Below are 17,665 nucleotides of genomic sequence, written 5' to 3'. Positions count from 1 at the left end.
GGGTCCGCTGCGCTTGACCCGGCCTACATCACAGGACACCTGCATCGTAGGGCGGCTCAAGCGCAGCGGAGCCGCCATCCTCATTCATTCACATTCCATGTCTGGCAGGATGTCGTCCTCCGCCTTTCCCCAATCCGGGCTGTACCATCCCGCCTCAACGGCTCTGGAAAACGAACTGTACGGCCAATCACGGGCCTGCGTCACCAGACCATGCCTGACGGGATTGTAATGCACGTAATCCACATGGCTGCACCAATCCGTCTCGTCCCGAATCAGATGCTCCCAATAGCGATTCTGCCAGATTCGCCTCTGTTCACGGACTCCTGCCTGCCGGCCAAGACCTCGAGTCACAAAATGTTTGATCAGGCGAATCCGCAGGGGATAATCATCATCCCCCTCCGGCAGGCGCATCAGGAAATGCATGTGATCGGGAAGCACGACTGCGGCATCGAGCGAAAACGGATATTTTTCCCGCACGTGTCGAAAAGCTGCCCGTAACCGCACGACGCGGGACGGGGAAGCGAACCAGGGATGACGCTCATGGGTGACGAGGGTGAAGAAGTAGGTACCACCCGGGAACCGGGCACGACGGTAACGGCTCATCCGTGGCCTCCTTGGCTTCCATGCAGTCCATGAAATTGTTGCGAATCCAGCGCAGGCTGACAAGGGTTTTGCCGGGTCCGCTTCGCTTGACCCGGCCTACATCCGGGACACCCGCACCGTAGGGCGATGAGATGGTCTCCTCCCCCCCTTAAAAACGGCGTCACGATGCGCCAAGATGGAAGCACTTCACCATCCATCGAAGAAGGAGGAGGAGACCATGAGCAAGATTACGACGGTTGGACTGGATTTGGCAAAGCACGTGTTTCACGTGGTGTGCTGCGACGAGCGGGGCAAGGTGGTGCGCAAGCGGATGCTGAGGCGAGGGCAGGTGCTGGCGTATTTTGCGAACCTGGAGCCGGTCCTGGTGGGGATGGAAGCCTGCGCGAGCGCCCACTACTGGGCGCGGGAGCTGCAGGCACTGGGCCACGAGGTGAAGCTGATTCCGCCGCAGTACGTGAAGCCGTTTGTGCGGGGGAACAAGCACGATTACAACGACGCGCTGGCGATAGCCGAAGCGGTGGTGCGGCCGGAAATGCGGTTTGTGTCGGTGAAGACACCGGAGCAGCAGGACATCCAGGCGCTGCACCGTCTGCGCGAGCGCTGTCTTGCGGACCGCACGGCGCTGGTCAACCAGATACGGGGTCTGCTGGGGGAATACGGGATTGTTCTGCCCAAGGGGGTGAATACGCTGCGGCGTCGCCTGCCGGAGGTGCTGTCGGAGGCGGAGAATGGCCTGAGCGAGTGGTTTCGGCAGCTGTTGTGGGAGAGTTACCGGCGGTTTCAGGAGCTGGACGCGCACATTGCGTTTTACACCCGGGAACTGGAAGGCTACAGCCGCCGGAACGAGGCGGTGAAGCGGCTGCGGGCGATCCCGGGTTACGGGCCGGTGGTGGCGCCGGTTTTCTACAGCCAGATCGGCGACGGCCGGGCCTGGCGGCGGGGACGGGATGTGTCCGCATCCCTGGGTCTGGTGCCCCGCCAACACAGTAGCGGAGGGAAGGAACGGCTGCAGGGGATCAGCAAGCGGGGAGACGGCTATCTGCGCAGTCTGCTGGTGCATGGAGCGCGGTCGGTGGTGAAGGCGGCGGCGGGGAAGGATGACCGGCTCAGCCGCTGGATCAACCGGATCCGGGCGGAGCGCGGCTACAACAAGGCGGTGGTGGCGCTGGCCAACAAGATGGCCCGGATGGGGTGGGCGGTATTGAGGAACAAGACGGAATACCGGGCGGATTACCGCCCGGTCTGAAGGCGGGCAGGGCCCGCGAGGAACGATTTGGAGAGTTAGCCTGCCGACGATTGCGAAGACGCTGTGGCGAGCGATGACAAACAGGTCAGACCGGCGTATCGAAAACCTGCTTGAGCCGTAGGCTGGGACAAGCCGCTAGGGCGATTAGGACGATACGCGCAGATCTCATCGAGGCCAGAGGCGCAAAAAGCCTCACAAACAGGCCGGATATACGAGCGCAATCCTGTCCCTGTCGAAGTTTGGTACAACGTCTTGCAAAACGGGAGGAGACCATATACGGCTCAAGCGCAGCGGAGCCGCCTTCGGCCACGCCATCACGGAGAGCCGGTTGGGCCTACAACAACACCCGTTCGATGCCGCCGTGATTGGCCTTGTCGAGGAAGGTGCGTTGCCAGTTTTCGCCATGGCGCAGGCGGGCGAGTTCGACGACGATGTAGTCGGCGTCGAGGCCGGTGAGGTCGGCATAGCGGGAGAGGCCCTGCTGGCAGGCGGGACAACTGGTGAGGATCTTCGTCTCGCCGGGTTGCGCCTTTTCCCGGCCGGTGAGTTCGCGCAGGCCGTTGCGCAGTTCCTGTTCCTTGCGGAAGCGCACCTGGGCGGCGATGTCGGGGCGGCTGGTGGCGAGGGTGCCGGCTTCGCCGCAGCAGCGGTCGGAGAGGCGCACGTCGGCGTCCATCAGGGTCTGGGCCACGCGCAGGGGGTTGTAGGTCTTCATGGGCGTGTGGCAGGGGTCGTGATACAGGTATTTGCGGCCCGGTACGCCTTCGAGCTTCACGCCCTTCTCCAGCAGGTATTCGTGGATGTCGAGCAGGCGGCAGCCGGGGAAGATGCGTTCGAACTGGTATTGCTGGAGCTGATCCATGCAGGTGCCGCAGGAGACGATCACGGTGCGGATGTCCAGGTAGTTGAGCGTGTTGGCCACGCGGTGGAACAGCACCTGGTTGTCCACGGCGATCTGCTGGCCCTTCGTTTCGTCGCCACCGGCGCTCTGGGGATAGCCGCAACACAGGTAGCCGGGCGGCAGCACGGTCTGGGCGCCGGTTTCCCAGAGCATGGCGAGGGTGGCCAGGCCCACCTGGCTGAACAGGCGTTCGGAGCCGCAGCCGGGGAAGTAGAACACGGCCTCGGCCTGCTCGGCCGGCACCGCCGGATCGCGCAGGATGGGCACGATGCGCGGATCGTCCAGCCCCAGCTCCGAACGCATGGGCCGCTTCGGCACCGAGGCGGGCAGCGGATAGCGCATGAACTGCACCACCTGCTCGGTGATTTGCGGCCGGCCGGTGGTGGCATGGGGCGTGCGCCGGCGCCACAGGCCGAGCCGGCGCAGGCCGCGGCTGGCCAGGCGCTGGGCGCGGTAGCTCCAGTCGATCATCAGCTTGCGATAGACGCCGATGCTGCGCGCATCGCGCAGGTTGAGAAAGAGCATGGCCAGGGCGCCCATGGGATTGAAGCGCTTGCGGCCCCGGGCGCGCAGGATGCTGCGCATGGTCACGGTCACGTCGCCGAAGTCGATGTTCACCGGGCAGGGGCTCAGGCACTTGTGGCACACGGTACAGTGATCGGCCACGTCGTTCATCTCGGCGAAGTGGCGCAGGGAGATCCCGCGGCGGGTCTGCTCCTCGTAGAGGAAGGCCTCGATGATGAGGCCGGTGGCGAGGATCTTGTTGCGCGGGGAATACAGCAGATTGGCCCGCGGCACGTGGGTATTGCACACCGGCTTGCACTTGCCGCAGCGCAGGCAGTCCTTGACCATGTGGTTGAGGTGGCCCAGCTCCGAGGCTTCGAGGATCAGCGCCTCCTGCTCCACCAGCCGCAATGACGGGGTATATGCCGCCTCCAGCCCCGATCCGGGCAGCAGCTTGCGCGGATTGAAGCGCTGCTGCGGGTCCACCTTGTGCTTGTATTCCTCGAAGGCCGCGACGATCCGCGCATCGAGGAACTGCATCTTGGTGATCCCGATGCCGTGCTCGCCGGAGATCACGCCGCCGAGGGTCTCGGCCAGTTGCATGATCCGCGCCACCACGTCCTCGGCCTCCTGGAGCATGGCGTAGTCGTTGGAGTTGACCGGGATGTTGGTGTGCACGTTGCCGTCGCCGGCGTGCATGTGGGTGGCCACGAACAGGCGCGAGGCGCGGATTTCGGCATGGATGGCATCGAGCCGGTCGCGCACCGCGGCCAGCTCGGCGCCGGAGAAGATGTCCTTGAGGGGGCGTTCCACCGCCTGGCGGTAGGAGATCCGCAGCTCGCGCCGCTGCAGCAGATCGAAAAAGGTCTCGTCCTCGGCCGGCGAGATGTCCACCTTGCCGGCCCACAGATCGGCGTGTTCCACCACCGGCGCGTCCATGTGCCGCAGGATCCCTTCCCAGCGCTGCTTCACGCCACGCAGCAGCTCGCGGGCGGCCTCGATCTTGGCGCGCAGGATCGCCTCGCTCTCGGGATCGGCCTCTTCCGGCGCCTCGCCGGCGCGCAAGCGGCGCAGCTCGGGCATGTCCGAATCCAGGTAGGCGCACACCGCCTCGATCATGCGCAGCTTGTTGCGGGTGGACAGCTCGATGTTGATGCGTTCGATGCCGTCGTTGTATTCGGCCAGCTTCTCGAGGGGAATCACCACGTCTTCGTTGATCTTGAAGGCGTTGGTGTGGGCGGCGATGGCGGCGGTGCGGGCCCGGTCGGCCCAGAAGCGCTGACGGGCCTCGGCGCTCACCGCCACGAAGCCCTCCGCCTCGCGCAGCGCTGCCTTGCGCACCACTTCCGAGGCGGCCTCGGCCACCGCGTTCTCGTCGTCGCCGGCGATGTCCACCAGCAGCACCATCTTGGGCAGATCCCGGCGCGGCGACTTGGGCGTGTAGTCCACCGCCTTCACGTAGCGCTCGTCCAGGTGCTCCATGCCGGCGAGCTGCACGTCGGGCCGGGCATCGAGATAATCCTTGGTTTCGACGATGGCCGGCACGGCGCGGCGCAGATCCTTGCCGTAGAACTCCAGGCACACGGTGCGGATGTGCTTCGGCATGCGGTGCAGCACGAACACGGCCGAGGTGATGAGCCCGTCGCAGCCTTCCTTCTGCACGCCGGGCAGGCCGCCGAGGAACTTGTTGGTCACGTCCTTGCCCAGGCCCTGCTTGCGCAGCGCCGCGCCGGGCATCACCAGGGTCTCGGGCTCGCCGGCGCGGGTCACGCCGTCGGCCTCGTAACGGGTGATTTTGAAGGTGACTTCCCGCTGCTCGTGGATCTTGCCCAGGTTGTGATGCAGGCGCTCCACCTCCAGCCACTGCCCATCGGGCGTGACCATGCGCCAGGAGAGCAGGTTGTCGAGGGTGGTGCCCCACAGCACCGCCTTCTTGCCGCCGGCGTTCATGGCAATGTTGCCGCCGATGCAGGAGGCGTCCTGGGAGGTGGGGTCCACGGCGAACACGAAGCCGTGGGCCTCGGCCTTCTCGGCCACCCGCCGGGTCACCACCCCCGCCTCCACCCGGATCACCGGCACCGTGCGGCTCCGGCCTTCGGCATCGGGCAGCTCCCACTGCTCCACCTCGCCCAGGCGCTCGAGCTTTTCGGTGTTGATCACCGCGCAGTCGGGCGCCAGCGGCACCGCGCCGCCGGTGTAACCGGTGCCGCCGCCGCGGGGAATGATGCCCACCCCCAGCTCGATGAGCGCCGCCACCACCTTCTGCATCTCGGCTTCCGAGTCGGGGGTGACCACCACCAGCGGATACTCCACCCGCCAGTCGGAGGCGTCGGTCACGTGGGAGACCCGCGACAGGCCGTCGAAGCGGATGTTGTCGCGCCGCGTCACCCGCCGCAGGCGCTGCAGCACCCTGCGCCGCAGCGCCCGCTGGCGCGGAAACCAGGCCGCGAACTCGCCGATGGCGCCGCGCACCGCGCCGATCAGCAGCAGCGCCTTCTCGTTGCCGTCGGCCCGCGCCTCCACCTGTTCGAGCCGATGATGGAGCGCGCCGATCAGCGCCTCGCGGCGCTTGCGGTTGTCGAGCAGATCGTCCTGAATGAAGGGGTTGCGGGTCACCACCCACATGTCGCCCAGGATCTCGAACAGCATCCGCGCCGAACGCCCCGTAACCCGCTCCGCGCGCAGCGCGTTGAGCACCTCCCACATTTCGTGCCCGAGGAAGCGGATCACGATCTCCCGATCCGAGAAGGAGGTGTAGTTGTAGGGGATCTCGCGGATGCGGGAGGTCATAAGGTATTGTTTTGAAATGGGTATTGATCAGCGCCGACGGGGGCGCATTGTACCATGGCCGCAAGGGGGTGGCGGGTGGCCGCGCAAGCATGCTCAGGAGCGGCGCGACGCGCACCCCCGCAGGCCGACCCAAGCGCAGCGGAGCCGGCAATTCGAACCTGCATCGGATCCGCCCTTGAGGCCGAGCAAGCCTTTCGTGACACGCCATGGATACGTCCCTGTAGACTCGACGGCCGCGTCCATGCGGCCGACGGTCACGAAAGGCTTGCCCGGCCTCAAGGACTCGGTGCCCCCACTGAACCGGCTCCGCTGCGCTTGAGCCGGCCTACGACGGGAGCGTGGCCAGCCAGAGCACCACGCCGTAGCGGGCGGCCTTGCCGAGGGCGATGAAGGCCAGGCTGGGCCAGAAGGGGATCTTCAGCCAGCCGGCGGCGAGACAGAGCGGATCGCCGATGACCGGCAGCCAGGAAAGAAGCAGCAGCGGGCTGCCGTGGCGTTGCAGGCGGGCCAGGGCACGGCGGTGGGCGGGGCGTGCAAGCTGTTCCGCCGGCGCCTTCCAGGCCAGCAGGCGGCCAAGGCCCCAGGAGGTCATCCCCCCGAGGGTATTGCCGGCGGTGGCCACCGCCAGCAGCAGTGACGGTGCATGTTCCCCGCCACGGGCCAGCCAGCCCAGCCCCAGTTCGGAGCCACCGGGAAACAGGGTGGCGGAAACGAAGGCGGCGAGAAACAGGGCCAGCAGATCGGCGGAGGGGGACATGGTGGGGTTCAGCGGTCTCGTGTTGGTGCATGGTCGCGGCGGGGGCGCCGCTCCTACAGGGGATATCGAAGCCGGTAGGAGCGGCGCGAGCCACGACAAGGCGGTAGCGGGTAGCTGGGCAGCCTTGATTGCGCAGGGCGGGTCAAGCGCAGCGGAGCCGTCGTTGCGCCGCTCCTGCAGGGAGGTGTCGGGCCCGTAGGAGCGGCGCGAGCCGCGACAAGGCGGTAGCGGCTAGCAAGTGGCTGGTGGCTGGTGGCTGGTGGCTGGACAATGCGTGTTGTTGCCAGCCAACCGCTACCCGTTACCTGCTTGCGTGTGGTCGCGCCGGGTCCGCTGCGCTTGACCCGGCCTACATCGGGCACCAACACCGTAGGGCGATGAGATGGTCTCCTCCCCCCCTTAAAAACGGCGTCACGATGCGCCAAGATGGAAGCACTTCACCATCCATCGAAGAAGGAGGAGGAGACCATGAGCAAGATTACGACGGTTGGACTGGATTTGGCAAAGCACGTGTTTCACGTGGTGTGCTGCGACGAGCGGGGCAAGGTGGTGCGCAAGCGGATGCTGAGGCGAGGGCAGGTGCTGGCGTATTTTGCGAACCTGGAGCCGGTCCTGGTGGGGATGGAAGCCTGCGCGAGCGCCCACTACTGGGCGCGGGAGCTGCAGGCACTGGGCCACGAGGTGAAGCTGATTCCGCCGCAGTACGTGAAGCCGTTTGTGCGGGGGAACAAGCACGATTACAACGACGCGCTGGCGATAGCCGAAGCGGTGGTGCGGCCGGAAATGCGGTTTGTGTCGGTGAAGACACCGGAGCAGCAGGACATCCAGGCGCTGCACCGTCTGCGCGAGCGCTGTCTTGCGGACCGCACGGCGCTGGTCAACCAGATACGGGGTCTGCTGGGGGAATACGGGATTGTTCTGCCCAAGGGGGTGAATACGCTGCGGCGTCGCCTGCCGGAGGTGCTGTCGGAGGCGGAGAATGGCCTGAGCGAGTGGTTTCGGCAGCTGTTGTGGGAGAGTTACCGGCGGTTTCAGGAGCTGGACGCGCACATTGCGTTTTACACCCGGGAACTGGAAGGCTACAGCCGCCGGAACGAGGCGGTGAAGCGGCTGCGGGCGATCCCGGGTTACGGGCCGGTGGTGGCGCCGGTTTTCTACAGCCAGATCGGCGACGGCCGGGCCTGGCGGCGGGGACGGGATGTGTCCGCATCCCTGGGTCTGGTGCCCCGCCAACACAGTAGCGGAGGGAAGGAACGGCTGCAGGGGATCAGCAAGCGGGGAGACGGCTATCTGCGCAGTCTGCTGGTGCATGGAGCGCGGTCGGTGGTGAAGGCGGCGGCGGGGAAGGATGACCGGCTCAGCCGCTGGATCAACCGGATCCGGGCGGAGCGCGGCTACAACAAGGCGGTGGTGGCGCTGGCCAACAAGATGGCCCGGATGGGGTGGGCGGTATTGAGGAACAAGACGGAATACCGGGCGGATTACCGCCCGGTCTGAAGGCGGGCAGGGCCCGCGAGGAACGATTTGGAGAGTTAGCCTGCCGACGATTGCGAAGACGCTGTGGCGAGCGATGACAAACAGGTCAGACCGGCGTATCGAAAACCTGCTTGAGCCGTAGGCTGGGACAAGCCGCTAGGGCGATTAGGACGATACGCGCAGATCTCATCGAGGCCAGAGGCGCAAAAAGCCTCACAAACAGGCCGGATATACGAGCGCAATCCTGTCCCTGTCGAAGTTTGGTACAACGTCTTGCAAAACGGGAGGAGACCATATACGGCTCAAGCGCAGCGGAGCCGCCATGCGCCGCTCCCGCCGGGCGCGGCGCGCTCAGAAGTCGATCCGCAGGCCGGCGCTGTAAACGGCGAGGTCGTCGTTGCCTTCGCCGTCGGAGTTGCGGTAGCCGACGAAGATGCGGGTCTTCGGGCTGAAACGGTGGATGACGCCGATGGCGTAGTAGGTGGTGTCGATGCGCCGTGCCACGAGTTCGCCCGGCTGGGTGGGGATCACGGCATAGTTGGCATCGCCGTCGGTGCGGCCGAACTGGGCGGCGATGATGTTGCGGTTGATGCGGAACTGGTAGCCCAGGAAATAGATCCTTGCGTCGTTGTCGTTGCCGTCGGGGTTGTCCAGTTCGTACTGGGCGGCGAGGGTGTGGCGGCCGCCGAACTGCACCCGGCCGCCGAGCTTGGCGACGCTGTCCTTGCCGCCGTCGTTGTCGGCGTCGAACCCGTTGTAGGCGGCGAAGACTTCCCACTGTTTGCCCCGGTAGCTCAGGGCGGCGGAGACGTCGCCGGCATTGCCGCTGTTGGTGGTACCGTCACCCCGGTCGGCGCCGTAGGCGAGCCAGAGGCCGAAGCCGCCCCAGTGGTTGCGGTAGGAGAGGCTGGTGTCCCAGAAGCCGTTCTGGCCGTAGGCGCCGCCCTTCATGCCGCCGGAGAGGCGCGCTTCGAGGTAGGTCCAGGCGAAGGGGTCGTAGTTCACGCCGCCGGTGTACTTGTAGGGCGTGCGCAGGCGGCCGGCGCGCAGCACGCCCCAGTCGGCATCGAGGCCCACCCAGGCCTCGCGCGCGCCGTCGTTCGGATCGCCGGTGGCCACGTTCACCTGCCATTCGAAGCGGGCCACGGCCGCCAGGCCCAGGCCCAGATCCTCACGCAGCTTCACGCCCAGGCGGCTGCGCCGGTTGTCGGCCAGCTTGATGGCCGTCTCGCCGGCGGCCACGGGGTTGCGGCTGCCGCCGGTATAGTTCTCACCGAAACCGTCATTGCTCACCTGGGCCAGTTCCACCTGCAACTGGCCGTACACAGCCAGCTCCGCGCGCGCGGCGGCCGGCAGCGCGGCGGCCACGGCCACCGCCACGACGAGGGATTTGCTGTTCATGGGTTCACTCCTTGGCCGGCACAAACCACCGACATGCATTGCAAAAATCCGGCACGCACAGAGGAAGGAATCAGACCCTGCCAGGGCCGGGCCTCACGGCCAACGCCCCCTTGTCTCTTTCCTCTTTCCTCCTTCCTATGCCGTTGAATAAAAAACGGGGCCCGAAGGCCCCGCCAATGTTACCGCATTTGTTGTTGTTGAGAATCGTTCGATTAGAACGAGATCTGGTACTGGGCCAGGATGGCGTTGTCGATGTAGACACCTTTTCCGTCACCTGCACCCAGAACATTACTATTGGGAGTAGTGCCTGTTGAATAACCGTCATCACCACCGGTCATGACGTAGTTGAGCTGCAGGCGACCGTTTGTCTTGGTGCTACCCAGGAACAGGTTTACACCAAGCCATGTGTTGGTCAGCTTGTCTGAACCACCGGTATATTCAATTTTCCCATCATAGTGGCGTACCACCAATTCAACAGTCTTGTTGATCTGATAACCACCGTGAACATACCAAACGGTTTGATCAACATTATTAACCCCACCTACATCAGTACCTTTGATGTATTCTGCCTTGACAGTCAGAGGGCCACCTTTGTAACGCGCAGCGAAATCGGTAACCTTGTAATCTTCAGTGCCAGGTCCAGTTGCACTGTTTTTGGTAGTACCTGTCGCAGCTTCAACATGCAGCATCTTGCCCATATCGTACATGACACGGAACACCGTGGTGTTGTCTACACCGGTGGTGCCACCATTGAAGGCGCCAGAACGCCCCGCAGGGTTGCCATAGAAAATATCGTAACCAAATCCACCAGCGATCTTGCGACCACTCAGCATCACACCTGCAGCGCGCTCAAGAACGAGCGGCTTTTCCATACCACGCTTGGTGATATCCAGCTTCTTGCCAGAGGTATTGAAATCCATACCCAACGGGGTCTTGAACTGGCCTGCAGATACCTTGAAAGCATTGCTGAATTTGTAGCCAGCAACGGCATCCTTGATGATGTTCGGCAGTGTGCCTTCCTTACTATTCGTGGCCGTATCTTCTTTCTTGAAGTCCACTTGCAGTTTGCCAAATACAGGGCCATCTTTAAGCTTGAAACCAATACGGATACGGTCTCCGCCAAAGATAAATCCATCATCCGAGGGAGTATTGGCACTATTTTCAGAAAGCGACTGAGCAGTAATCTGCGCAAAACCAAACCACTTCACTTCGGGCTTGGCCTGGGCGGCCATCGGGGCCACCAGGCTGGCGGCAACGGCCATGGCAATGATGTTTTTCTTCATGTTTCGAACTCCTTAGATGAGTTGTCGAGTCGGGTCAGGTAAAACTCGTTGGCTTTTATACCCGCGTTTGGGCAGGAGTGCAACAGTTTTTTGCCACAAAAACCACAGGCCGGGATTGTGTGGCATTTTTGCCACACAATCCCGGCAGGGCGTTCTCCCCGGCGGGGAGGGGGAACCCTTCGTTTGGATGACGGGGTAACGGCGTGTGCCGGCGGGCGAGATGCATGCCGGGTCCGCTGCGCTTGACCCGGCCTACGGTTCCGGGCCGTTTCGTAGGTCGGCTCAAGCGCAGCGGAGCCGACATATCGGGCGGCTTCTTCCCGTCACCCCTCACCCTGTCCCTCGGCTCGGGCTCCTGCTTCGCCCTACCTCACGCATCCCTGCGGACGTCTCCCCGGTGGGGAGAGGGGACCCTTCGTTCGGGCGGGTGGAGTAACGGCGCATGCTGGCGGGCGAGTGGCCATGCCGGGTCCTGCATGAAGGTAGCGGGTGGCGGGGGACGGGTAGCTGGGAAAAACGTAGGCCGGTCGTTCCCAGCTACCCGCCACCAGCTACCCGCAACCGCATATCAGCGCACCCTACGGGAGGGAATCTCCGGACGTGTCCGGCCGTGCCGCCTTGCGGATGCTGTCAGCAAAGGCTTCCAGATCGGTCAGATGATGACGGAGGATATCCTTGATCACGTCGGGGTCGAGCTGCTGGTACTGGTGAACGGCAATATTCCGAAATCCGACCATCGCTTCGAGTTTCCGGCACAGTTCAGGCGAGATCACGCCCTGCTCACGCAACAGGGTGAAATGGGCCTTGAGGGTATCGGGCAAGCCGAGGTGACGTTCGGAAATGACCCAGGCAGCCAGATCGATGGCGGCCTGGATGGCCCGTTGCAGGTTCAGGACGACGATGTCCTGAACGTCGATATCGTCGATGCGTTGTGGATCACCCTGGGTGACCTGGCGGATCCGTTGCAGTGACCGCTCGATGCTGCCCAGTTTTGCCAGGAGGATGTCATCGGTCATGAGGCGAGCAGGGCCTCCTCGATCGGCTTTCTCGTCTGCTTCAGATCGAAATACGCGGCCAGGGCGTTCATGGTGAATTCGGGCAGGGCTTGCGGGTTCCGCTGCTGCAAGACGATCCCCTTCTTCAGGATCTGCATGGCCAGGATGGGCGACGCCTGGTCGAGCACCACCAGATCCACGTTCCGGCCCAGCAGGGCCTCCAAGTCGGTTCTGGCCGCGGCCAGCTCGAAGGCCGACGGCACCGGCTCGCCTGCGAAAAGCAGGGCCAGATCCACATCGCTGCCTTCACGGGCCTGGCCGGTTGCACGGGAACCGTACAGCAGGATGGCGGCGGGACGAAAACGCCTGGCCAGGTCATCCACGGCCTTGCGCAAGGCCGGTGCATCGGGGTCGATGGGTTGGGGCATGGTCATCCGCTTGTCCGGGCCGTTTCCGGAAGTATAGCCGGGATCGGGCTGGCGGGGTGAGACGCATGCCGGGCCGAAGGCCGGACGGACAAGGCCCGGCGAATGCCGGGCCCTGGATTTTATTGGCTGGGGAACCAGGATTCGAACCTGGATTGACGGAGTCAGAGTCCGCTGTCCTGCCGTTAGACGATTCCCCAGTGGATAGTGGCGAGGGCCGAGGGACGAGTGGCGAGGCGGGTCAGTTCCGTTCCTCGTAATAGCAGATGAGGCCCCAAATCATCCTTGAAATCTCGCGGACTTCGGTTTCGAATCGCTTTCCCTGCTCGGATTCGATGAATCCGGCTGCGCGGCCGATCATCAGTTGCGTCCAGACTTCGCCGCAGGAACCCTTGGCAATCTTCAGAAACTGGATCCGTGTGCGATCCGTTTCCCGCTCATAGCCCTCGGCGATGTTCGAGGGAATGGACAATGCCGCGCGGGTCAGCTGATCCCGAAAACCGCTGTCCCGGCAACCCTGCATCGACTTGTACAAATCGACCGACAGCCGGCAGGCGCGTTTCCAAACATCGAGATTCTCCAGCGACTCCATTCGCCTTCCTCCCTGATGGTGGCCTCCTCGTCCCTCGCCACTCGTCCCTCGTTCCTGTACTCGAAGCGTTTAACGCTTCGAGTACTGTGGCCGCTTCCGCGCCTTGTGCAGGCCGACTTTCTTGCGTTCCACTTCGCGGGCGTCGCGGGTGACGTAGCCGGCGCGGCGGAGGATGGGGCGCAGGGTTTCGTCGTACTTCATGAGGGCGCGGGTGATGCCGTGGCGGATGGCGCCGGCCTGGCCGGTGTTGCCGCCGCCCTTGACGAAGACCTTGATATCGAAGTTGCCCTCGGTGTCGGTGGCCTGCAGGGGCTGGCGCACGACCATGCGGGCGGTTTCACGGCCGAAGTACTCGTCCAGCGGACGGTTGTTGACGAGGATGTTGCCCTTGCCGGCGGTCAGGTAGACGCGCGCGGTGGAGTTCTTGCGGCGACCGGTACTGTAATAGGTATCTGCCATGGTTTCGCTTTCCTGACGTTCAGATGTCCAGCGGCTTGGGCTGCTGGGCGGTGTGCTTGTGTTCGGGGCCGGCGTAGACCTTGAGCTTGCGGAACATGGCCCGGCCGAGGCGGTTCTTGGGCAGCATGCCCTTGACGGCGGCTTCGATGATCCGCTCGGGGTGCTTCTGGCGCTGCTTGTCCAGGCTGATGGTCTTGAGCCCCCCGGGGTAGCCGGTGTGGTGATAGTAGAGCTTGTCCGACTCCTTGTTGCCGGTGACGGCGACCTTTTCGGCGTTGATCACGACGATGTAGTCACCGGTGTCCACGTGCGGGGTGTATTCGGGCTTGTGCTTGCCCCGCAGGCGACGGGCGATTTCGGAGGCCAGACGCCCCAGCACCTTGTTCTCGGCGTCGATGACGTACCAGTCCCGCTTGACGGTTTCCGGCTTTGCGCTGAAGGTTTTCATGCGTGTGTCCCAGACTTTTTGATTCGGCTCGAAAAAAGAGGCGGAATGGTACTTGAATCAACGGGAAGATACAAGATGCGGCGGATTCGCCCCGGCGGGCCGCGGCCGGCGGCGCGCAGGCAAAAAAAAGGCGCGGTAAAGGGGGCAACCGCGCCGAAATACCACCATAAGGAGGATGGAGGAGTCAAAACACTAAATCAGATGGCGCTTATATTAGCGCGTTCTTATATTTTGTCAAGCCCTTGGGGGGAAGTTTTTTGGGTGGGTTCAAGAGGTTGATTTTCGGGGGGATTTTCAAACGTGCCATCGCGGCTTACGCCGCTCCTGTGGGGGGGCCCCTGTTGCCATGCCGATGCCGGGTCCGCTGCGCTTGACCCGGCCTCCGGTTCCGGGGCCGCCGTAGGTCGGCTCAAGCGTAGCGGAGCCGACGTTTCGGGAAGGCGGGTCGCGGCGGGGGTGCCGCTCCTGTGAGGGGGGCTGTTGCCACGCCGATGCCGGGTCCGCTGCGCTTGACCCGGCCTACGGTTCTAGCCGCCGTAGGTCGGCTCAAGCGCAGCGGAGCCGACGTTTCGAGAAGGCCGGCTATCGGCAGCAGGCTTCGGCAGCGTGGCGCAGATCGTTGAGGCGGCCATGGAAGAAGTGGCCGGCGCCGGCCAGTTCGCGGTATTGGGGCGGGTTGGGCTGGGTGGCGATCCAGTGGCGGACGGCATCGGGGGAGACGACTTCGTCGTCGCTGCCCTGGATCACGCACCAGGGGATGGCCACCTTGCGGGACGGGCCGAAGTCGAACAGATCCACGGGCGGGGCCACCAGCAGCAGGCGGGCGGCGTGCAGCGTTTCGTGGGCCTGCCAGGCGACGAAGCTGCCGAAGGAGAAGCCGGCCAGCCACAGGGGGGCGCCGGGATAGCGCTCCCGCAGCCAGCCGGCCGCGGCGGCGAGATCGGCCTGCTCGCCGCGGCCGTGATCGTATTCGCCTTCCGAGCGCCCCACGCCCCGGAAGTTGAAGCGCAGGGCCGGCACGCCGAGCTGCACGCAGGTTTTCGCCAGCATGTACACCACCTTGTTGTGCAGGCTGCCGCCGTGCAGGGAATGGGGGTGGCAGATCACGGCGATGGCCGGGGGCGTCCGGGGGTGGTCCTCCGGTCGATCGAGCACGGCTTCGAGCTGGCCCTCGGGGCCGGAAAGGGTGAAGGCGGCGGACATGGGCTACTCCGGAAGACGCAGGCGTTCGACCACCTGCCCCTGCTTGAGGTGGCTTTCGATGATCTCGTCGAGATCCCGGCGATCGATGAAGGTGTACCAGACCTCCTCGGGATAGACGACCAGCACCGGCCCCAGTTCGCAGCGGCCGAGGCAGCCGGCCGTGTTCACCCGCACCCGGCCGGGACCGTGCAGGCCCTCGTCCTTGAGCCGCTGCTTCATGTAGTCGCGCAGGGCCTGGCTGCCGAAACGGGCGCAGCAGGGCTCGCCCTCGGCGCGCTGATTGGTGCAGAAAAAGACGTGGTGACGGTAGAAGGACATGGGTTTGGCGGGGGATGAGGGTGGATGGGGTAAGATTATACGGTGTGTGGTACCGCTACCCAATCGGCTTTTTGCATAGGCAAGGTTTGTCGCGGCTCGCGCCGCTCCTACCGCGGAAAACCTGTTTCCATTCCTGTAGGAGCGGCGCGAGCCGCGATGGGCCAGATTAACAGGAAGGCAGATTCATCCTTCTGAACGCATCGACACGAGCCCCGAATTCCTTGTCCCTTTCCTCTCAAATCCTCGCCCTGGCCGATCGCTGCGTGAAGTGCGGGCTGTGCCTGCCCCACTGCCCCACCTATGGGCTGCGCCCGGACGAGAACGCGTCGCCGCGCGGGCGGATTGCGCTGTTGCAGGGGCTGGCCGAGGGCCGGCTGGCGCCCGATGCCCGCGTGCGCAAACACCTCGACGAGTGCGTGGGCTGCCGGCGTTGCGAGCGGGTCTGCCCGGCCGGGGTGGAGTTCGAGCGGCTGATGGATCTGGGCCGGCAACAGCCAGGCCTCGGGGCCGCCGGCCGACGGCAACGCTTCGCCCTGCGCCTCTTGGGAAGGCCGGCCCGCCTGCGCCGCCTGCATGGGGGCCTGCGCTTCCTGCAGCGCAGCGGGCTGCTGGGGCTGGCCCGCATGGCCGGCCTGCTGCGCCTTGCCGGGCTTTCCCGGGCGGCGCGGCTGCTGCCGCCGCTGTCGGCACCCGCGCCCCTGCCCCGCCCGGCGGATGACGCCGGACGCAGACAGGTGGCCCTGTTCACCGGTTGCCTGGGCGGCACGCTGGAGCAGGCGACGGTGCGGGCCGCCATCCGGGTGCTGGAAGCCTACGGCTTCTCGGTGCGGCGCCTCGAGACCGGCTGCTGCGGGGCGCTGGCCTGGCACCGGGGCGAGACGGCGCTGGCCACCGATCAGGCCCGGGGCCTGCTGGCCGCGGCCGGCGGCGCAACGGAGACAATCCTGTATCTCGCCACCGGCTGCGGCCCCCACCTGCAGCGCTATGCCGAACTGCCCCTCGATGAAGGCGATCGCCCGCAGGCCGAGGCGTTCGTGGCGCGACTGGAGGAGATCACCGCCTTCCTCGCCCGCCAGCCTTTTCCCGCAGAGCGGTTTCGCGCCGCTGATCCGCCCCTGACCGTGGCGGTGCACCTGCCCTGCAGCCAGCTCAACGGCCTGCGCCAGCAGGACACCGCCGGCGAACTGCTGGCCCGCCTGCCCGGGCTGCGGGTGGTGCCCCTGGCGGAGAACGACCGCTGCTGCGGTGCCGGCGGCGAGGCCATGCTGCGCGTCCCCGAGGTGGCCGACCGGCTGCGCGGCGCCAAACTGGAAGCCATCGCCCGCCTGGCGCCCGACATGGTGGCCAGCACCAATCCCGGCTGCGCGCTGTTCCTCAACGCCGGGCTGGGGCACGATCCGAATTTGCCCGTGGTGCATCCGGTGGTGGTGATGGCGGCGCGGCTGGTGGAGGCGTAAATCCTGCCGGGTCCGCTGCGCTTGACCCGGCCTACGAGGTTGCCGGACAGACGGCCGATTCCGGGTTTCTTGTATCCTTTCCCTTGTATCCTGTATCTTTCCCCTCATGTCCACACGCAATTACACCCTGCCCGATCGCCTGGTCATGCATCTGGATACGGGCCTGCGCACCCTGTTCGGCAAACCCCGGGTGACCGAGCGGCCCAACCCGGCGGCCGACATTCCCGAGGCCGATCTCAGCGATGCCGAGCGGGAGCTGGCCGGACGCCTGATGCGCATCAACCACTCGGGCGAGGTGGCCGCCCAGGGGCTGTACGAAGGCCAGGCCCTGACCGCCAAACTGCCCGAGGTGCGCGAGAAGATGGAGCGCGCCGCCCTGGAGGAGAACGATCACCTGGACTGGTGCGAGCAGCGCATCACGGAGCTGGGCAGCCACAAGAGTTACCTGAATCCCCTGTGGTACACCGGCTCCCTGGCCATCGGCGCGCTCGCCGGCCTGGCCGGCGACCGGTGGAGCCTGGGCTTCGTGAACGAAACCGAGAAACAGGTGGTACGGCACCTGGACGAACACCTGGCGAAGATCAGCGCGAAGGACCGCAAGACCCGCGCCATCCTCGAGCAGATGAAGATCGACGAGGCCCACCACGCCACCACCGCCCTGCACGCCGGCGGCGCCGAACTGCCGGGGCCGGTGAAGCTGATGATGAAGCTGACGGCGAAGGTGATGACGGGGACGGTGTATTGGGTTTGAGGAAGGCTATCGCGGCTTGCGCCGTTTCATCGTGCGCAGGCGTCTTCGGGGGGAAA

The 17,665-nt window shown here is 65.0% G+C and carries 16 protein-coding genes and 1 tRNA gene; 4 read left to right on the top strand and 13 right to left on the bottom strand.

The window, feature by feature from the left end; translation table 11 throughout:
* Positions 1-84 precede the first annotated feature (84 nt).
* Positions 85-603, bottom strand: coding sequence for an REP-associated tyrosine transposase (locus ACZ5BH_RS08330; protein WP_464888796.1), 519 nt, complete (start codon positions 601-603; stop codon positions 85-87).
* A gap of 217 nt (positions 604-820) precedes the next feature.
* Here ACZ5BH_RS08330 and ACZ5BH_RS08325 point away from each other — a divergent pair, with 217 nt between their 5' ends.
* Positions 821-1,849, top strand: coding sequence for an IS110 family RNA-guided transposase (locus tag ACZ5BH_RS08325; RefSeq protein WP_464891200.1), 1,029 nt, complete (start codon positions 821-823; stop codon positions 1,847-1,849).
* Positions 1,850-2,183: 334 nt separating this feature from the next.
* On the opposite strand, the gene ACZ5BH_RS08320 is transcribed toward ACZ5BH_RS08325, so the two are convergent.
* Positions 2,184-6,044: a DUF3683 domain-containing protein gene (locus ACZ5BH_RS08320; protein ID WP_464888795.1), complete on the bottom strand. Its 3,861-nt coding sequence runs from the start codon at positions 6,042-6,044 to the stop codon at positions 2,184-2,186.
* 325 nt (positions 6,045-6,369) lie between these two features.
* A complete protein-coding gene (locus ACZ5BH_RS08315) occupies positions 6,370-6,801 on the bottom strand; it encodes a YqaA family protein (RefSeq protein WP_464888794.1) in 432 nt (143 codons plus the stop codon).
* 468 nt (positions 6,802-7,269) lie between these two features.
* On the opposite strand from ACZ5BH_RS08315, the gene ACZ5BH_RS08310 reads away from it, so the two are divergent.
* Positions 7,270-8,298, top strand: coding sequence for an IS110 family RNA-guided transposase (locus ACZ5BH_RS08310; protein ID WP_464891200.1), 1,029 nt, complete (start codon positions 7,270-7,272; stop codon positions 8,296-8,298).
* A gap of 330 nt (positions 8,299-8,628) precedes the next feature.
* Here ACZ5BH_RS08310 and ACZ5BH_RS08305 read toward each other — a convergent pair whose 3' ends face one another.
* The 10 genes from ACZ5BH_RS08305 to ACZ5BH_RS08260 all read right to left on the bottom strand — a co-directional run bounded on the left by ACZ5BH_RS08305 (position 8,629) and on the right by ACZ5BH_RS08260 (position 15,401).
* Entirely contained in the window at positions 8,629-9,678 is a 1,050-nt protein-coding gene (locus ACZ5BH_RS08305) for a porin (protein WP_464888793.1), read from the bottom strand.
* A gap of 212 nt (positions 9,679-9,890) precedes the next feature.
* The gene (locus ACZ5BH_RS08300; protein WP_464888792.1) at positions 9,891-10,961 is read right to left on the bottom strand and encodes a porin; all 1,071 of its coding nucleotides are present in this window, start codon (positions 10,959-10,961) and stop codon (positions 9,891-9,893) included.
* A gap of 578 nt (positions 10,962-11,539) precedes the next feature.
* The gene (gene hepT / locus ACZ5BH_RS08295; protein ID WP_464888791.1) at positions 11,540-11,977 is read right to left on the bottom strand and encodes a type VII toxin-antitoxin system HepT family RNase toxin; all 438 of its coding nucleotides are present in this window, start codon (positions 11,975-11,977) and stop codon (positions 11,540-11,542) included.
* A complete protein-coding gene (mntA, locus tag ACZ5BH_RS08290) occupies positions 11,974-12,390 on the bottom strand; it encodes a type VII toxin-antitoxin system MntA family adenylyltransferase antitoxin (RefSeq protein ID WP_464888790.1) in 417 nt (138 codons plus the stop codon). Before mntA ends, hepT begins: the two co-directional genes overlap by 4 nt.
* A gap of 117 nt (positions 12,391-12,507) precedes the next feature.
* A tRNA-Gln gene (locus ACZ5BH_RS08285) sits at positions 12,508-12,581 on the bottom strand.
* A 41-nt stretch (positions 12,582-12,622) separates the two neighbouring features.
* Positions 12,623-12,973 (bottom strand): four helix bundle protein, encoded by a 351-nt coding sequence (locus tag ACZ5BH_RS08280; RefSeq protein WP_464888789.1) that lies wholly within the window; start codon positions 12,971-12,973, stop codon positions 12,623-12,625.
* Between the two features lie 69 nt (positions 12,974-13,042).
* Positions 13,043-13,432: a 30S ribosomal protein S9 gene (gene rpsI / locus ACZ5BH_RS08275; RefSeq protein ID WP_464888788.1), complete on the bottom strand. Its 390-nt coding sequence runs from the start codon at positions 13,430-13,432 to the stop codon at positions 13,043-13,045.
* Positions 13,433-13,451: 19 nt separating this feature from the next.
* Positions 13,452-13,880, bottom strand: a complete 429-nt coding sequence (rplM, locus tag ACZ5BH_RS08270; protein WP_464888787.1) for a 50S ribosomal protein L13 — start codon at positions 13,878-13,880, stop codon at positions 13,452-13,454.
* Between the two features lie 582 nt (positions 13,881-14,462).
* A complete protein-coding gene (locus ACZ5BH_RS08265) occupies positions 14,463-15,083 on the bottom strand; it encodes an alpha/beta hydrolase (RefSeq protein WP_464888786.1) in 621 nt (206 codons plus the stop codon).
* Positions 15,084-15,086: 3 nt separating this feature from the next.
* On the bottom strand, positions 15,087-15,401 hold the full coding sequence (locus tag ACZ5BH_RS08260) for a (2Fe-2S) ferredoxin domain-containing protein (protein ID WP_464888785.1): 315 nt from the start codon (positions 15,399-15,401) through the stop codon (positions 15,087-15,089).
* Between the two features lie 221 nt (positions 15,402-15,622).
* Here ACZ5BH_RS08260 and ACZ5BH_RS08255 point away from each other — a divergent pair, with 221 nt between their 5' ends.
* Both ACZ5BH_RS08255 and coq7 read left to right on the top strand, forming a co-directional pair.
* A complete protein-coding gene (locus tag ACZ5BH_RS08255; RefSeq protein ID WP_464888784.1) occupies positions 15,623-16,858 on the top strand; it encodes a (Fe-S)-binding protein in 1,236 nt (411 codons plus the stop codon).
* 106 nt (positions 16,859-16,964) lie between these two features.
* The gene (coq7, locus tag ACZ5BH_RS08250; RefSeq protein ID WP_464888783.1) at positions 16,965-17,609 is read left to right on the top strand and encodes a 2-polyprenyl-3-methyl-6-methoxy-1,4-benzoquinone monooxygenase; all 645 of its coding nucleotides are present in this window, start codon (positions 16,965-16,967) and stop codon (positions 17,607-17,609) included.
* Positions 17,610-17,665 lie beyond the last annotated feature (56 nt).

It is taken from the genome of Thioprofundum lithotrophicum (genome assembly GCF_055387065.1).
The sequence above is the reverse complement of the archived record's forward strand: the minus strand, read 5'-3'. Positions and strand labels throughout refer to the sequence as shown.